The following is a 17,637-nucleotide window of genomic DNA, read 5'->3' as shown; positions in this document are numbered from 1 at the left end:
CTCCTTACGATAGTCCAACTTCAACCAGCATGCGCTCCGCAATCCTGTCCAGAGGCAAATCCTCGGTTGATAAGCCAGCTTTTGCCACTGCCTGTGGCATTCCATATACCACACAACTTTCTTCGTCTTGTGCCCAAATAGTCGCTCCGGCGGCTTTCAACATACGAGAGCCTTCACGCCCGTCTGCACCCATACCGGTTAAAACCATGGAGAGCACTTTGTCTTGATAAATCTTGGCAGCCGATCCGAATGTCACATCAACACAAGGTTTGTAATTCATGCGATCACCGCCATCGATGATTCTCAGCTTGGCGGAACCAGGACGACCATCAATCATCATTTGCTTACCACCAGGTGCGAGGTAAGCACAACCCGGTTTCAACACATCGCCATCTTCTGCTTCTTTCACCTGAATCTTACACAGTGAGTTTAAGCGAGCAGCGAAAGCTGCTGTAAAGGTGGCAGGCATGTGCTGTATAAGCACAATTGGATGTGGGTAGTTGACAGGTAGCTTGGTAAGAATCTTTTGAAGTGCAACGGGTCCTCCGGTGGAGGTGCCAATCGCAGTCAATTGATATTTCTTACCTGTCGCACGAAACTTAGCGGCAACAGGACGACCACGTTCTGGAGCGGGAGCAGCAGGTGCTGGTCGCTGTAACGAAGTCGTTGCTGGTCTGGCTGTTGAGCGTGTCGTGCTCGTAGGAGCTGTGGTCGCTGCACCGCCAATTGGGCGACGCAGAAATGCACGTTTCCTGGAGATTTCCTGAACACGTTGCTGAAGCAGGTTTACAGCTTCATCGCGGTTACGTGCAATATCTTCAAATTTCTTAGGTAAGAAATCCAAAGCCCCGGCATCCAGTGCATCTAGCGTTGCTTTAGCACCGTCATGTGTAAGCGAAGAAAACATCAAGATAGGCGTCGGTTGCGCCTTCATTATTTCACGGACAGCGGTAATGCCATCCATGACAGGCATCTCGATGTCCATAGTAATGACATCAGGTTTCAATTTGATGGCTTTATCAACGGCTTCTTTGCCGTTGACAGCCATATCCACTACTTCAAGGCGCGGATCTGAGTTGATAATTTCACTAACGCGTCGGCGAAAAAAACTTGAATCATCAACTACTAATACTCTTACCGCCATATTATCCCTTCAATTAAATATGCGAGCGAGTGGCATATTTCTTCAATAAGTTCGGTACATCTAGAATCAATGCGATATGACCGTCACTGGTAATCGTTGCACCAGCCATACCTGGAGTACCTTGTAGTAATTCGTCGAGTGGTTTGATAACCACTTCTTCTTGACCAATCAATGAGTCAACCACGAAGCCAACACGCTGACTACCCAGCTGAACAATCACTACATGACCGTGGTTAGACTTCTTCTGACCGTTAGCGCTGTCTGGTACTAACCAATGCTGAAGGTAGAACAAAGGAATGGATTTTTCTCGAACTATGATCGTAAGTTGACCATCTACTGTGTTGGTTTTGCTCAGATCTAAGTGGAAAATCTCATTTACGCTCGCCAGAGGCAATGCAAATGGCTGACCAGATACACCCACCATCAGAGTAGGAAGGATAGCCAGAGTCAGAGGCACTTTGATGGTGATCTTAGTACCTTTACCCATTTCAGAATCGATATCTATCGAACCATTCAGGGTATTGATCGCCGTTTTCACAACGTCCATACCTACACCACGACCAGAGATGTCAGAGATTTCAGTCTTAGTTGAGAAACCAGGCATGAAGATCAGGTTGTAGCATTCTTTTGGAGACAAGCGCCCTGCGGCGTCAGCGTCCATAAGACCACGCTCAACAGCGATGCTTCTTAGCTTGTCGGCATTCATACCACCACCGTCATCAACGATGCTCAGTTCGATATGATCACCTTCCTGAGATGCAGAAAGAATCACTTTACCCGTACGTGGTTTTCCGTTCTCAACACGGACATCCGGCATTTCAATACCGTGGTCAACCGAGTTACGAACCAAGTGAATCAATGGATCCGCCAGAGCTTCTACTAAGTTCTTATCCAAATCGGTTTCTTCACCGCGCATTTCAAGCACAATGTCTTTCTTCAGGCTACGTGCGATATCACGTACAACTCGAGGGAATCGACCAAACACTTTCTTGATTGGCTGCATTCGAGTCTTCATTACCGCGCCTTGAAGGTCGGCAGTCACCACGTCGAGGTTGGCAACCGCTTTCGACATTTCTTCGTCGTTGCTATTCAGACCCAGACTCACTAAACGGTTACGAACCAGTACGAGCTCACCCACCATGTTCATGATGTCATCCAGCGTCGATGTATCAACACGAACGGTAGCATCAGCTTGTGGTTTCTTCGCATCTTTTGCAGCAGCTGGAGCTTGCGCTTTCGCAGCAGGTTTTGCTGGCGCTGCTGGTTTTTCAGCAGGCTTCGGTGCCGGTTTTGGTTCTGGCTTAGGTGCAGGTTTCGCTGCAGCAGCTGGTGCCGGAGCTGGAGTTGGCTCTACAGGCTTAGTCGCTGCTTCAAGCTCTTCAGGTGAAGGACCTTTTCCTGAACCGTGCAATTGATCCAGAAGATTTTCAAACTCATCATCGGTCATCAAATCGCCATCACCGCCAGCAGAAGCTGCTGGTGTAGGCGCTGGTGCCGCAGGGGCTGCTGCCGGAGCAGAAGCATTACTTGGACTGCCGCCTGAACCATGCAGTTCATCCAGCAGTTTTTCAAATTCGTCGTCGGTTATATCGTCGCCACCAGCCGCAGCGCCTGCACTTGGTGCTGGGTCAGATGCTGGTGCAGGAGCCGTTCCACCAGTTGTCGGAGGCGTGCCTTTACCGTGTAATTCATCGAGCAGGGCTTCGAATTCATCCTGGGTGATTTCGTCAATCGATCCGTTGTCACCGCCAGATGCTTCCGGAGCAGGTGCAGGAGCGACAGGTTCTGGGACAGGTTCCGGCTCAACGACTGGTGCAGGGGCTTCTGCAACAGCTTCAGCGGCGACTTCATCTTCGCTCTCGGGTTTACAGAGGCGGTGGAGGTCTTCAATCAAAGCAGGGTCGGCAGGTGTCAGTGGTGATCTTTCCTGCACCGCTTCAAACATGACGTTTACGGCATCCAAAGCTTGCAGAATTGTATCCATCAGCTCAGCTGTTACTGAACGCTGACCATTACGCAGAATGTCGAAGATGTTCTCCGCGCCGTGACAAACATCAACGAGTTCTGTCAGGGCTAAGAATCCAGCACCCCCTTTTACGGTGTGGAAACCTCGGAAAATTGCATTCAACAGGTCTTTATCGTCTGGATTGTTTTCCAGTTCTATTAACTGCTCCGAAAGCAGTTCCAGGATCTCACCAGCCTCGACCAAAAAGTCCTGTAGAATATCTTCGTCTAATTCGTAACTCATATCTTACCCCTAGAAGCCAAGACTCGACAGCAAGTCATCAACATCGTCTTGTGAAGAGACAGCGTCCTCACGCTCATGAGCGTTGATAATAGGGCCTTCTGCTTCGGCACCTTTCTTCGCTTTGTTCTCTTCCTGCTTGTCTGTTTGTTGCTCAACACCAAAGGCCGTCAAAATCTCGACAAGTCGGTCTTCTACCTCACGAACTAAGGTAATGACACGTCTGATGATTTGACCAGTGAGGTCCTGAAAGTCCTGAGCCATGAGAATTTCCGTTAACTGGCTTCTCAACTCAGAACTGTCCCCTTCAACCTGGGTCATCAGCTCATCGATTCGATGGCAAAGAGATTTAAACTCGTCCAGCTCAATACGACCATTCATTAGACGGTTCCACTGAGGGCGAACCTGCATTAAGTGTTCATGCAAGTTGTCAGCCATTGGAAGAGAACGTTCTACCGCGTCCATGGTTTTGTTTGCGGCGGTTTCCGTTTTTTCTATCACATACTCTAGACGATCCCTCGCGTCGGGGATTTCATCCGTAGCGATTTCATTCATCCGTTGATCGACTTTGAATTGCGTCAAAGAGTCATGCAATTCACGAGTGAGTGTGCCAATTTCATGGATCACTGGGTTGTCGATAGACTTGGAAATGAATTGTACGAGATCATTAGCTTCTTGTTGCTTGTCGTTTTCCAACAAGCTCACCAACTCTTTCGCTTGCTCTAAAGAAATCATTCTACTTTTGCCCTTTCAACGCCTCTGTAAGTATGTTTGTTATAAGCGTAATCGTGGCTTACAAACGCTCGAAGATCTTATCTAGTTTTTCTTTCAGCGTTGCTGCTGTGAAAGGTTTAACAATGTAACCATTCACCCCTGCCTGTGCCGCTTCGATGATTTGCTCACGCTTCGCTTCAGCAGTAATCATCAAAACAGGAAGGTGTTTGAGCTCGTCGTCTGCACGGATATTCTTCAGAAGGTCAATCCCCTGCATACCCGGCATGTTCCAGTCAGTTACGACAAAGTCGAACTCACCTTTTTTCAGCATTGGTAGAGCGGTAAGACCATCATCAGCTTCCTGAGTGTTGTTGAAACCCAAGTCACGAAGTAGGTTTTTAACAATACGGCGCATTGTTGAAAAGTCGTCAACAATGAGGATCTTCATGTTTTTATTCAAAATTGCCTCCACTGAGGTCGAAGTCAGTGTTATTACTCGTTAAGTGTCCACGCGCTAAGTTTAGCTCGTAAACGTTGCATAGATTGGCTATGTATTTGGCTAACGCGAGATTCGCTGACATCCAATACTTCCCCAATTTCTTTTAAATTTAGCTCTTCATCGTAATAAAGCGAGAGAACTAAGGCTTCCCGTTCAGGAAGCGTTTTAATAGCTTCAACAAGGGCATGGCGAAAAGATTCGTCTGCTACCCCTTTGAATGGTAGGTTATCTTCAGACACTTCGTGAGGAGAAATTGCATCTTCCGACACTCCCAGGTCTTCAATACCCACCAGCCGAGAACAGTTTATATCAGTTAGCGCATTATGGTACTGTTCTAACGACATATTTAAGTGTTTGGCTACTTCTGCATCAGTTGGATCACGGTTCAATTGTGATTCTAGCTCATTTATCGCCTGACTGATGGTTCGATTATTCTTATGTACCGATCTGGGTACCCAATCTCCGCGTCGCATTTCATCCAACATGGCTCCGCGAATCCGAATACCAGCGTACGTTTCAAAGCTTGCGCCCTTACTGCCATCGTAGTTTTGTTGAGCTTCAATTAACCCGATCATTCCGGCTTGAATCAGGTCGTCCACCAAGACACTTGGAGGCAACCGACCGATTAAATGATGGGCAATTCGCTTTACAAGATCGGAATAGCGCTCCAGAAAAGCGGATTGATTTCCTGGATTGCCAAATTGATCGTATGTCAGCGGCTTAGTCACCAAAAGGCTCTCCTGCTACTTCTCTGTTATTAAGTAAGCGTTCAACAAAAAACTCTAAATGTCCACTCGGAGTTTTAGGAATTGGCCAGGTTAATGCTTTGTTTGCTAACGAACTGATGGCCAGAGCGGCTGGAGATCGCGGAAAAGCGTCTACAACAATTTTCTGCTTCTTCACCGATTGACGTACTTTATCATCAAGCGGGATACATGCGACGAGCTCTAGACTAACATTCAGAAATCTCTCTGTGACCAAGGTCAACTTTGCAAACAATTCTCGCCCTTCACGGTAACTTCTTACCATATTGGCAACAATTTTAAAGCGCTGCACCTGATGTTCGCGACTTAATAATTTAATTAAAGCATATGCATCCGTGATTGACGTAGGTTCATCACACACAACAACTAAAACATCTTGAGCTGCTCGTGAAAAACTTACGACCATATCCGAAATACCCGCAGCGGTATCTATCAGAAGTACGTCTATATCTTCTTCAAGAGACCCGAAAGCACGAATTAAACCAGCATGTTGGGCTGGTGACAACTCTGTCATGCTCTGAGTACCAGAAGTTGCTGGAATAATTTTAACGCCATGTGGTCCTTCGACCATAGCGTCTTTTAGCTCACATTCACCAGCTAACACATGTCCCAGGTTTCTTTTTGGTCTAATACCCAGCATTACGTCAACGTTAGCCAAGCCGAGATCGGCGTCTAACACTACAACTTTTTTGCCTTGACGTGCCATGGAAAGCGCTAAACCAAGTGTGACATTTGTTTTACCAACGCCGCCTTTACCGCCAGTAACAGAAATTACTTTAGTAAGAGTTGGTTGCGTTAAGCGACGGAGGCCGCTTGCTTGATCTTGTATCATATCTTTATTCATAATATTCCGCCGCCTAAAGTCCTTCCGATTCACTATTCCAATAGTGAGGTTCATCTTCCGCTGACTTCTCTAGCAACTCGTTTGCTTTTGCAAGCATGTACTTAGGTTGGGCTATCACAATATCCTCTGGCACCCTTTGTCCGTTGGCGATATAAGCCACAGGGATGGCGTTTTGAATAACCACGCTGATAACCTCTCCTAAGCTCAGAGACTCGTCTAGCTTGGTTAAAATGCAACCAGATAGAGGAATCCGTTTAAAATGATCGATCGTTTCCTGAAGCACCTGTCGCTGTGCTGTGGTCGGCAGTACGAGGTAGCTGTTGATGACTTCACCGCTTTCTTGCATGAGCGTGTCTAACTGCTCGGAAAGCCGGACATCACGCTGCCCCATTCCTGCTGTATCAATTAAGATAAGTCTTCGATTTCTAAGCTGATATATGACTTCGGCAAGTTGCTCAGAATCTTTAGCAACTCTTACCGGACAACCCATAATTCGACCATAAATCGATAATTGTTCGTGAGCACCGATACGATATGTGTCGGTGGTGACGAGTGCGACGTTGTCGGCGCCGTACTCCATTGCAGCGCGCGCTGCCAGTTTTGCGACCGTAGTCGTTTTACCCACCCCGGTTGGTCCGAGTAGAGCAACGACACCGCCACGTTTAAGAATGTCTTCTCTTGGAATGGTGATTTGGTCGGAAATAAGCCCAAGCAGTGCTTTCCACGCATGAACAGGAGGTGTGTCTTCAGGGATGTAACAAGCCATCTGATCAGCCAGCTCCTGAGAAACCCCCATTCTTTCAAGACGTTTAATGAGCATTGCACGAAGTGGCTCTCTTCTTTCCACTTCCTGCCACATCAAGCCGGATACCTGATGTTCCAGAAGACGACGGATTGACGTCATCTCTTCGCGCATACTTTCTAATTCTTCAGTATTAGCTTTGTCTCGGTTATCGCGCTCGCCCTTATCGTATCGGGTTGGGTCAAGCTTAGGTGCTCGGCGGTCCTGTGACTGATCGTCTTTCAGAAGACGAGAAAGACCGGATTCTTCAGCCAGAGAACGGCTGCTTCCTGACGCTGGGCGTCGACGATCGTATGGGTCTTGATCGTTTCCGGCAGACTGACGCTTTAGAAGTGCCTCAAGGGAATCGGCTTCAGTATTCTTTTCTGGTTCCGCTTCCTGACTGTACTGCTTGAGCATATTGGCAAAACGGCGTGTCATCGACCCGCTTGCGCCTGTACCGTTCCCGCCAAGACTAACTCGATCTTCTTTCAGTTCACGCTTAGGCGACATTTGTGAGTATTCATCGGTTTGGCGAGCTAGGCCTGAATCTCTCGATCCATTTTTTGCCGCGCCGTCACCATCGACAGCCGCCACAATCTCGACACCGCCTGTGACTCGCTTGTTAGACATGATGACCGCATCGGAACCAAGCTCTTCTTTCACTTGTAACAATGCGCCACGCATATCTTTGGCAAAAAATCGTTTAATTTTCAAAATCGCTTTCCAAGTCTAACTTTGGTTGATTCCCGTCAGCGGTTAATTACCGACAGCCTGAACAATTCGGATTTGCTTTTCATCAGGTATTTCCTGATAAGAGAGCACTCTTAAATTCGGGATAGTGTTCTTAACGAATTTCGCTAGTGTGGTTCTTAATACACCCGAAGTCAGCAGTACAGCAGGCTCACCCTTGAGTTCTTGGTCATGTGTGGCCTGGCTGAGTGAGGATTGCAATCTTTCTGCTAACCCTGGCTCAATTCCAGCAGACTCTCCACCTGACGCCTGCATAGTCTGATGCAATATTTGTTCCAGTTCAGGAATCAAAGTAATGACAGGTAACTCAGGCTCTATACCATTGATTTCCTGTACAATTAAGCGTTTCAGTGAAATGCGAACTGCCGCTGTAAGGATGTCGGGTTCTTGACTCTTTGATGAATACTCGGACAAAGTCTGAACAATTGTTCGAATATCTCTGATTGGAATGGCTTCGTTTAGTAGGTTTTGCAGCACTTTTACAACAACACCAAGCTGAAGCTGATCCGGCACAAAATTCTCGACCAGTTTCGGTGCATTTCGTCCAAGCATTTCCAGCAGGTTCTGAACTTCTTCATGACCAATCAACTGAGACGCGTTATTCGTCAGCAACTGACTTAGATGAGTAGCCAGAACGGTGGAAGAATCCACTACGGTATAACCCAGCGCTTGGGCCGTTTCTTTCTGATCATCTTTCACCCATACCGCTTCCAGACCAAAGGCGGGGTCTATCGTGGCTTCCCCTTCTACCACACCATAGACCTGACCCGGGTTAATGGCCAGTTCCTGATCTGCGCGAATCTCAGCTTCACCGACCGCAACCCCCATCAAAGTGATTCGGTAGCTGTTGGGTGGCAGTTCCAGATTATCTCGTATGTGCACCGCAGGAATCAGGAAGCCAAAGTCTTGGGAAAGCTTCTTACGCACACCTTTCACGCGTTCTAATAACTCCCCGCCTTGGTCTCTGTCCACCAGTGGAATGAGTCGATAGCCAACTTCCAGACCAATCACATCAACAGGCTGTACGTCATCCCACGAAAGTTCTTTCTGAGAAACGGGCTCAGATTCTGTTTTAGCCGGTGTTTTCGGTTTCTCGGCTTCTTCTTTCTGCTTCTTACGAATGTAGTAAGCTCCACCACCTGCGATAGCCGCCAGCAGTAGAAATGCGAAATGAGGCATTCCCGGCACTATACCCATAACCCCAAGAATACCCGCGGTAATCATCAGAGCTTTGGGATTGTCGAACATCTGGAACACCATCTGCTGTCCCATGTCTTCGTCGGTATTTTGGCGAGTTACCATGATGGCAGCGCCGATAGAAAGCAAAAGTGACGGGATTTGAGCAACCAGACCATCACCAATGGTCAGCAGTGTGTAGATTTGAACCGCATCGCCAAATGCTACGTCGTATTGGATCATACCAATCGACAGACCACCCACAATGTTGATGAAGAGGATCAAAATACCTGCGATGGCATCCCCTTTTACGAATTTAGAAGCACCGTCCATTGAACCGTAGAAATCTGCTTCTTTGGTCACCTCGGAACGTCTTGTCCGTGCCTGTTCCTGATCGATAAGCCCTGCGTTCAGGTCGGCATCAATCGCCATTTGCTTACCGGGTAAGGCATCAAGAGTAAATCGAGCACTGACTTCCGAAATACGCCCTGCACCTTTGGTGACAACCATAAAGTTAATGATCATCAAGATGAGGAAGACAACCAAACCCACGGCGTAGTTGCCTCCGATAACCACATTACCGAACGCTTCGATAACGTTACCAGCCGCACCCGAACCTTCATGACCGTAGAGAAGAACCACACGTGTGGACGCTACGTTCAATGCAAGTCTCATCAAAGTTGCGATTAGCAGCACAGTTGGAAAAGCCGCGAAATCCAGTGGGCGACGTGTGTAAACGGTAACCAGAAGCACAACCATAGCCAACGCGATGTTAAAGGTGAACATCAAGTCGAGCAAAAATGGAGGCATGGGTAGCACGACCATTGCAAGGGTAGCAAGGACGAGTACTGGAGCCCCTATCGCTGGCATGGCGCGATTTGGCAGTTTAGGCAGCTTCTCTGCAAACGGCAGGTTCAATTTCATAGAAGTTAAGTAGAAGATTTAAATACAAAAACGCAAAGTGAAGGCTATTATGCAAATTCCAGTCCATCTGAATAGTCAAAAATTTGTCTACAGAAAATCAATATCTTAGGTCAGGCGGAATAGGCATATTCTTCTCTTGAAGTGTGGGTCGTTCTCCCCCTCGCTTACGGAACTGCTTAAGCTGGAAAACATACGCCAGAACCTGCGCGACTGCCGTAAATAGACCGTCAGGAATTTGCTGTTCCAGCTCAGTAGAGTGATACAAAGCTCGCGCAAGAGGCGGAGCAGGTACTACGTAAATATCGTGCTCTCGTGCGATTTCACGAATCTTAAGTGCGATATGATCGGTACCTTTGGCAACCACTACCGGAGCCTTGTCGGTCTTCTGGTTATAACGCAGTGCGACAGAGAAATGCTCCGGGTTGGTAATGATCACATCCGCCTGTGGAACATCTGCCATCATGCGACGCTGGGCCATTTCTCTTTGAAGCATCCGGATGCGACCTTTTACTTCTGGTTTACCTTCGGTCTCTTTGAATTCGTCTTTCACTTCTTGTTTGGTCATCTTCAGCTGATTGGCGTGCTGCCAGATCTGAAAAGGGATATCGATAGCAACAACCACCAGCAGCGAGCAACTGATCAGCAAAATAAAGTTAAGAAGAATATCGAGTGCGTGAAAGATATTGGCTGGGTACAAATCTAAGCTGAGCTGGAACAGGTCGGTACGAGATGCCTGAATTAAGTAAAACGCAACTCCCGCAACCAGTATCACTTTGAGTATCGACTTAATCAGCTCGACCCAGCTCTGCATGCCTACCATACGCTTAAGACCACTCAGCGGGTTCATCTTTGACGCTTTAGGCATTGCCGCTTCGACGGAAAAGCTGATTCCTCCAACACCGGCAGCTCCTGCAAGTGCAGCGACAAACAAGGTGATCAGAATCAGAAGAAGTGGAAGGAGCAGATACACGAAAGCGCCGGAAATGATTTCCAGCAGTTTTCCGAAGTCGTAAATTTCCTCTCGGCTTAAGGTAAACAGACGCGACATAATCGTGAATAACCCTCTTGCAAGGGATTCACCAAACCACATTAACGCCACCGACCCTACAACTAAAACAGACACGGAAGCGAGTTCCTTTGAGCGGGCGACCTGTCCCTTCTCTCTTGCCTGTTTTAGCCGCCTGGGCGTGGCGTCTTCTGTCCGTTCCTGGCCGTCTGATTCTGCCAAATCAGCCTCCTAACAATTGATTCGAACAAGCCGACATATCTGGTCTCTGCCTTCAATCCAGTAAAGGTCATAGTGGGTATAAATGCCAGCGATGATGTACCAGCAAATCAGCAGCCCCACCAACAAAGCAAAGGCAAAACCCAAGGAAAAAATATTCAGCTGAGGCGCCGCTCTGGTCATGACACCAAACGACAAATTAATCGTTAACAAGGCAATAATGCCCGACAGCGACATGCTCAATGCCATCTTAAACATGGCACCAAACCACAAGGCTAACTCACGGTAATCCACCGTGTTGAGCGCTCCTTCACCAATCGGTAATGTCGTAAAGCTCATCACAACCAATTGGATCATCTGTAAATGTCCGTCTGTCGACAAGAAAAACATGGTCGCCAGAAACATGAATAGCTGACCCAGCAAGGGCGTGTTCTGACCATTGGCTGGGTCAACCATGGATGCAAAACCCAAGCTGGCCTGCATACCCAAAATCTGACCCAGAACAACGAAAGTCTGAAGCATAAACTGGGTAACCATACCCATGGCTACCCCAATTACCAATTGTTCAAAAGTAGTCAGGAAACCTTGAAAAGACATGAGTTCCAGCTCTTCTGGCACGGCAGGAATAGCAGGCATAACCGCAAAAGTGATGGCTAACCCAAGGTACAAACGAATTCGGGTAGAAACAAACCGTGCGCCCGTCACCGTCATAACCATCAGCATGGCTGAAATTCGGCTATAAGGCCAGAAATAGTTTCCCATCCAGTCGAGAATGATGTCGGCGGAAAATTCCATAGCGACCTCAGTGTAGGATCATTGGCATACGCTCAATCAGATCGAAGAAGAACTCCATCAACATGCGCGTCATCCAATGCCCAAACAACATCAGCGCCAGCAATGTCACGACCAGTCTTGGCAGGAAACTTAGGGTTTGTTCGTTGATCGATGTCGCCGCCTGGAAAATCGCTACAATCAAACCAACTATCAGGCTGGGGATAATCGCGGCGCACACCATGACCAAGACAATCCAAAGTGATTCTCTGAACAGGTCAACGAACATTTCAGGAGTCATGGTTCTTCTCCCCTATATCGCGAAACTGCCCGCGAGTGTGGACAATATCAGGTTCCAACCATCCACCAGCACGAATAACATCAGTTTAAATGGCAACGAAACAATCATAGGTGACAGCATCATCATACCCATTGCCATCAGAACCGATGCCACAACCAGGTCAATGACCAAAAACGGCAAAAAGAGCATAAAACCAATCTGGAAGGCGGTTTTCAGCTCTGAAGTAATGAATGCTGGAATCAGAATACTCATCGGAACATCTTCCGGTCTGTCTACCTGTGCACCTGCAATGTTTACAAAGGTTTCCAGATCATTCACCCGAGTTTGCTGCAACATGAAGTCTTTCATCGGTGCCTGAGCCAGCGTGAAGGCATCACGCGCCGTCACTTGCTCATTAATGTATGGCTGAATAGCTTCTTGATTCACTCTATCGATAACAGGCGACATGATGAAAAAGGTCAGGAAAATGGCGATACCAATAATGACCTGATTCGATGGAGTTTGCTGAAGACCTAACGCCTGACGTAATATCGACATAACCACGACGATTCGCGTAAAAGACGTCATCAAAATAACCATCGCGGGCAAAAAGCCCAGTAGGGTCATTAACGCCAGAATCTGCAGGTTGATGGAATAGTCTTCCGACCCGTCAGGATTAGTCGTAACTGTGATGGCAGGAATACCACTTCCCGGTGCGCCGCCAGCAATGAAAGCGCTGGATGACGACGTGCCGCTTTGACTTTCGGAAACCGCGATACTTTCCGCCCCTACTGAATTAGCAGGGACAGTCGTCGCAAATTCTTCCTGCGCCCAAAGACTGCTTGATTGACATAAAAACAGAAACGCTGCCAATAGGGCAGCGACAAAATTATTTCTTTTCATCTTTTTTCAATAACTGACTCAGTTGCTGGGCAAATTGCGCAGGTACTGGCTCGGCATCCTCTATCGGTTTTTCGAGCTTGGACACCAGGTTAATCGAATGCTGAGTGATTCCAACAAGGAATTGCTCTTCCCCTGCCTGAACAATCACAAGACGCTCTTTGGTGCCAACAGGTAACTGACGAACCACCTTAAGCCCGTCCTGCCCCATCATACTGGGTAAACGCATTCGTTTGAGTGCCCAGGCTAAGATAAAGATGATGGCTATAACAAACAGCAGAGAGCCGAATGTGGCTGCCATATCCAGCTGACTGGCACTGGAAGCAAACGCAGGAAAAGGCATAACTAGCCAGCCAACAGACTTTTTCATGGTTACCTTAGTTTCTTAATTCGTTCTGTCTGGCTGATTACGTCGGTCAATCGAATACCGAACTTATCGTTCACCACGACCACTTCGCCGTGTGCGATCAAAGTACCATTTACCAGTACATCTAACGATTCACCTGCAACCCGATCCAGTTCCACAACTGAACCCTGGTTGAGTTGCAACAAGTTACGAATGCTGATTTGGGAACGCCCGACCTCCATTGAAATGGTAACGGGGATGTCCATGATGGTGTCGAGTTTACGACGCTCATCTTCGGAAATAGGTGATGGTTCATCAGACAGTTCTTCAAGAGGAGCCGCCTCAATATCGTCACCACCGCCAGCGGCTAACGGGTCTTCACCTAACGCGGCTGCCCATTCGTCTGCCAGTTTCTGGTCTTCATTTGGATCCATACTCAATCACCTATTCATTTGTTTCTTGCGACAGTAATTCAATTTCGTCATCGCTATCAAGTTCAGATTCCATGTCGTTACCAAGGAATACCAAATCGGATTTAACCACATCAGGTCGTTTGATTTTTTCAGAGACCTGCACCGCCAGTTTGTCGCCAGAGCGTCCCATTTTAACTCGGTAGGTTGGCAGTTCTTCAACGAACATGGTGGCATTTTCTGGCATTTCGATAGGTATGACGTCACCGGGTCTCAGCTCCATCAGATCTCGTAGCGAAATGTCCTTCTCTAGTAAATTCACCCGGAAGTTGACTGGTACATCCATGATTTCTTCTTTCAGTGCCGAACTCCAACGAACGTCGGTTTCCATCTTGTCGGACTGAACACCGGCATCAAGGAGTTCACGAATGGGTTCGACCATGGAATATGGCATCACCACGTGGAAGTCACCGCCGCCGCCATCAACTTCAATATGGAAGCTGCTCACCACGATCACTTCCGTCGGGCTTACGATGTTTGCCATGCTTGGGTTTACTTCAGAATCCAGATACTCGAATTCCACACCCATCACAGGCGACCACGCTTCTTGATAGTCGGCAAACACGATTTTAAGCAACAACTGGATAATTCGGCGTTCGGTTGGGGTAAATTCACGACCCTCAATTCGGGCGTGGAATCGACCGTCTCCCCCGAAAAAGTTTTCCACCAAAATGAAAACCAGCCGAGCTTCCATGGTAATCAGCGCCGTACCTTTTAAGGGTCTGAAGCGCACCATGTTTAAACTGGTTGGTACGTACAGGGTGTTTTGGTATTCGCCAAATTTCACCATCTGTACGCCGTTGATAGACACCTCTGCGGTTTTTCGCAGCATATTGAACAGACTGATTCGCAAATGCCGGGCAAAGCGCTCGTTAATAAGCTCCAGGGTCGGCATTCGACCACGAACAATCCTGTCCTGAGATGAGAAGTCATAGTCGCTGGTATTTTCGGCTCCCGCCCCACCAGCGTCTAAATCATCATCATCCCCGTCATCTACATCGTCTACGCCATGCAGTAACGCGTCTATCTCATCTTGGCTTAATAAGTCTGTCACAAGGTACCTATTGCATTACGAAGTCGGTAAACAGCACTTTTTCAATCACTGGCTGACCTACCAACTGAGTTAAAGCCGCTTTGATGTCATCGGTGGCCTGTTCACGTAACTGGACTCGTCCAGTTGGCGTACGCAGCTGCTCAGACGTGGCAACACCAAACGTGGCCAGCAAGGTGCTTTCAATCAGAGGAGTATGGTGTTTCGCCATTCCCTCATTGTCACCACCGCGAACCATGATTTGAACTTTTATCTGAACCAGCCTGTCCCTTTTGTCTCCCGCTACGTTGAAAACAAAGGGTTGAGGGATGTTAACGTATGAAGCAGGCTCATTGGTGATAACCGCCTCTTCTTCAACAACCGCTGATTCCTCTTCTGGAGAAGAACCCATCAGGAAGAACGCTGCACCACCACCGCCGGCTAATAACACCACAACCGCGATGATAATGATCAGGAGTTTACTTTTACCTTTGGGTGCTTCTGCTTCTTGATTTTCTTCAGCCATAAACGTCTCAGTTTAATTAAGTGGTTAAGTTATAATGTTAAGCGTAAAAACTGATTCCATCACGGTTTGGTTTCACATCAACGTTAACTTCGAGCGATTCGTCACCCTCTGAGCCCGATTCGCCACTTAAGCTGCCGTCGCCTTTCCCCTTACCGGAACCTTGTCCCGCAACATACTGACTTTGTTGCTGTTGTCCTGCATTTTGCTGCTGAACGGACGTATCTGCAAGCTGTAAACCTTGTTGAGACAACATTTCTCTCAATCTGGGCATTGCTTGTTCAACAATATCTCGGGTTTGTTGGTTAGCGACGGTAAATTGCACAGAAGCAATGTCGTTGTTCATGGTCATGCGAATTTGCATTCGACCTAATTCAGGCGGATCTAATCGAATGTCCACGTTTTTCAGGTTTTTGGACATCATCATCTGCACACGCTCTGCCAGTTGATCACCGGCAGCACTGCCATCACGCGATAACTGAAGTGGTGATTGCTGCACGGATGCTGCAGCCTGAGCATCTGCCTTAGCCTGGGCTCCGGTTAGACCTTGTGTTGCAGCGACACCAGCCAGCTGCTGGGAAAAATCTGATTTCTCACCACCCGGTTGCTCATTCCCTTTTGCCAGTTTTGTAGCTCCGAATATCGCTGCACTGCTGGCAGCAGACGCAGCGGCAGCGTTACTTGCCTGTGTTGCCGCTCCGGCAGTCATGGCTTGGGCAGCAACCTGCTGATTCATTGCGGCTGCTGTTAATTCCTGAGGCATTACCTGAGTTGCGGCGGCAGCTGTCATTTTATCGGCAGGTAATGGAGCGGTTGTAGGGTTTGTCAGGTGTGCAGTTAGAGCCGCACTGGACGCCATTTTAGCGCTAGTCGCCGCTTCAGACGTTCCTTTCACTGCCTGAAGCTCTGCTTTACCCATTTCGGAGGATGAGGTAGCCCACATAGGCTCAGCGAACTGCACATCTGCCTGTTCTGCTGCTGTCAGCGGTTGACCTTCAAATCCTGTCCCATTAACGGCTTGCGTAGCGGACACGCCCGCTCCGACTGCGGCAGCTTCCGTGCCTTTCAAAGGCATTGCCTGACCATCTTTAAACGTTGTGGCTAACTGGGTTTCCTGATCAACGGTTGTGTTCTGTAAATTTCCCTGAGACCAGTCAATTTGAGCGTCTTTGGGTGCATGAGTCGCATGTTTGATGTCAGAGCTGCTGTCTTGAGCAGCCATCATCGCAGCGCCCGTACCTACGACACCTGCCGATGCCAAGGCAGCTTCAACTTCCGCCAATTCTTGGGCATTCATCTTACTGGTATCAATCTCTGAAGGTACTTGGGTTTGGCTTGCATTAACAGACTGAGAAGCTGCGATTGCACCTCCGGCAAGTAATGCAGCCTGATTACCAGAATCATCGGACGCAACGGCTTCTCCATCGCTAGGAATATCGGATTCTGTAATCAGAGCCGAAGTCGCCCCAGCAGATACCCCCTGAGCAGGCGTCATTTCATTAGTAGATGATTGTAAATACTTAGCTTTGGCTTCAGAAATAGCCTGCTCACTAACTTCGCCTTTCGATAATTGGCTCGCAACGACGGCGCCTGCTGCAGCCTGTGGCAATGGATTGCCTTCGTTATCTAGTGATGGACCTTGATTTGGTTTAACCTCAGCGGATTTTGTCTGGAGTGTTTTATTGGCTTCATCCAGTCTTCCAAGCAGTTGATTTCCCTCTGTCATTGCCTGGTCAACGTTCTGTTTCTTCGCGTTTTTTGTGCCGGTGCTTTCGCTTACAGCCTCTTCCTCAGCCGACAGCAGTTGGTCAACAGATTCTTCTCCTTCTGTTGCTCCTGCCGTTCCAGCGACAACTTTTGCCGTGTCGCCTGCTTCAGCCTCAGCTTCGCCTTCACCTTTTACACTGGCTGACTTACTGCCTTCTTCAACCTCTTCCGCCGTTGCTTTTTTAACGCTCTTGGTTGATTCCGATTCAGACGAAAACACAGACTTTAGCGCACTCAGAAAACCACCTGATTCACTTTCTTCTTTGGAATCAGCAGATTGAGTAGACTTTCCGAATAAGAAGGACTTGCTTCCTGATTCGTTCACTGACAGAGGATTTTGGCTCATAAACACACTCTCAAAGCATTGATCACACCCTTGTGACCAATCGCATAACGATTAACAGACGACTTCACGCGATTCAATTCAGTCTCTATATTTCAGAAAGTTTGCAAGAAGTGAGCCAATTTGAATATATATCGG

Annotated in this window: 17 protein-coding genes; all 17 read right to left on the bottom strand. The window is 48.0% G+C overall.

Annotated features, from left to right (window positions below):
* Window positions 1–4: 4 nt before the first annotated feature.
* The 17 genes from RH89_RS24470 to RH89_RS24390 all read right to left on the bottom strand — a co-directional run bounded on the left by RH89_RS24470 (window position 5) and on the right by RH89_RS24390 (window position 17,502).
* Window positions 5–1,144: a protein-glutamate methylesterase/protein-glutamine glutaminase gene (locus RH89_RS24470; RefSeq protein WP_004407891.1), complete on the bottom strand. Its 1,140-nt coding sequence runs from the start codon at window positions 1,142–1,144 to the stop codon at window positions 5–7.
* A gap of 13 nt (window positions 1,145–1,157) precedes the next feature.
* Window positions 1,158–3,392 carry a chemotaxis protein CheA gene (locus RH89_RS24465; protein WP_004407890.1) on the bottom strand — a complete coding sequence of 745 codons (2,235 nt, stop codon included), beginning with the start codon at window positions 3,390–3,392 and terminating at the stop codon, window positions 1,158–1,160.
* A 9-nt stretch (window positions 3,393–3,401) separates the two neighbouring features.
* A complete protein-coding gene (locus RH89_RS24460) occupies window positions 3,402–4,124 on the bottom strand; it encodes a protein phosphatase CheZ (protein WP_004407889.1) in 723 nt (240 codons plus the stop codon).
* A gap of 58 nt (window positions 4,125–4,182) precedes the next feature.
* Window positions 4,183–4,551 (bottom strand): chemotaxis response regulator CheY, encoded by a 369-nt coding sequence (cheY, locus tag RH89_RS24455; RefSeq protein WP_000697871.1) that lies wholly within the window; start codon window positions 4,549–4,551, stop codon window positions 4,183–4,185.
* 44 nt (window positions 4,552–4,595) lie between these two features.
* Entirely contained in the window at window positions 4,596–5,330 is a 735-nt protein-coding gene (locus RH89_RS24450; RefSeq protein ID WP_004407885.1) for an RNA polymerase sigma factor FliA, read from the bottom strand.
* On the bottom strand, window positions 5,323–6,210 hold the full coding sequence (locus tag RH89_RS24445) for a MinD/ParA family protein (protein WP_004407871.1): 888 nt from the start codon (window positions 6,208–6,210) through the stop codon (window positions 5,323–5,325). The genes RH89_RS24450 and RH89_RS24445 overlap by 8 nt, the downstream gene beginning before the upstream one ends.
* A gap of 13 nt (window positions 6,211–6,223) precedes the next feature.
* Window positions 6,224–7,708 carry a flagellar biosynthesis GTPase FlhF gene (flhF, locus tag RH89_RS24440; protein ID WP_004407870.1) on the bottom strand — a complete coding sequence of 495 codons (1,485 nt, stop codon included), beginning with the start codon at window positions 7,706–7,708 and terminating at the stop codon, window positions 6,224–6,226.
* A gap of 42 nt (window positions 7,709–7,750) precedes the next feature.
* The gene (gene flhA / locus RH89_RS24435) at window positions 7,751–9,844 is read right to left on the bottom strand and encodes a flagellar biosynthesis protein FlhA (protein ID WP_004407869.1); all 2,094 of its coding nucleotides are present in this window, start codon (window positions 9,842–9,844) and stop codon (window positions 7,751–7,753) included.
* A gap of 97 nt (window positions 9,845–9,941) precedes the next feature.
* Entirely contained in the window at window positions 9,942–11,072 is a 1,131-nt protein-coding gene (gene flhB, locus RH89_RS24430; protein ID WP_004407868.1) for a flagellar biosynthesis protein FlhB, read from the bottom strand.
* 9 nt (window positions 11,073–11,081) lie between these two features.
* A complete protein-coding gene (fliR, locus tag RH89_RS24425; RefSeq protein ID WP_004407867.1) occupies window positions 11,082–11,864 on the bottom strand; it encodes a flagellar biosynthetic protein FliR in 783 nt (260 codons plus the stop codon).
* A 7-nt stretch (window positions 11,865–11,871) separates the two neighbouring features.
* Complete coding sequence (gene fliQ / locus RH89_RS24420) at window positions 11,872–12,141, bottom strand: flagellar biosynthesis protein FliQ (protein WP_004407866.1); 270 nt, start codon at window positions 12,139–12,141, stop codon at window positions 11,872–11,874.
* Window positions 12,142–12,153: 12 nt separating this feature from the next.
* A complete protein-coding gene (gene fliP / locus RH89_RS24415; RefSeq protein WP_004407865.1) occupies window positions 12,154–13,023 on the bottom strand; it encodes a flagellar type III secretion system pore protein FliP in 870 nt (289 codons plus the stop codon).
* Window positions 13,010–13,390 (bottom strand): flagellar biosynthetic protein FliO, encoded by a 381-nt coding sequence (gene fliO / locus RH89_RS24410; RefSeq protein WP_004407864.1) that lies wholly within the window; start codon window positions 13,388–13,390, stop codon window positions 13,010–13,012. The genes fliP and fliO overlap by 14 nt, the downstream gene beginning before the upstream one ends.
* Window positions 13,391–13,392: 2 nt before the next feature.
* Window positions 13,393–13,800, bottom strand: coding sequence for a flagellar motor switch protein FliN (gene fliN / locus RH89_RS24405; protein ID WP_004407862.1), 408 nt, complete (start codon window positions 13,798–13,800; stop codon window positions 13,393–13,395).
* 10 nt (window positions 13,801–13,810) lie between these two features.
* Window positions 13,811–14,890 carry a flagellar motor switch protein FliM gene (fliM, locus tag RH89_RS24400; protein WP_004407860.1) on the bottom strand — a complete coding sequence of 360 codons (1,080 nt, stop codon included), beginning with the start codon at window positions 14,888–14,890 and terminating at the stop codon, window positions 13,811–13,813.
* 7 nt (window positions 14,891–14,897) lie between these two features.
* A complete protein-coding gene (fliL, locus tag RH89_RS24395; protein WP_004407858.1) occupies window positions 14,898–15,392 on the bottom strand; it encodes a flagellar basal body-associated protein FliL in 495 nt (164 codons plus the stop codon).
* Window positions 15,393–15,429: 37 nt separating this feature from the next.
* Window positions 15,430–17,502, bottom strand: coding sequence for a flagellar hook-length control protein FliK (locus tag RH89_RS24390; RefSeq protein ID WP_004407855.1), 2,073 nt, complete (start codon window positions 17,500–17,502; stop codon window positions 15,430–15,432).
* Between the last annotated feature and the right edge of the window lie 135 nt (window positions 17,503–17,637).

Source organism: Vibrio nigripulchritudo ATCC 27043, assembly GCF_000222685.1.
GTDB lineage: Bacteria > Pseudomonadota > Gammaproteobacteria > Enterobacterales > Vibrionaceae > Vibrio > Vibrio nigripulchritudo.
Note: the sequence above shows the minus strand (reverse complement) of the source record. Positions and strands in the feature narration are given on the sequence as shown.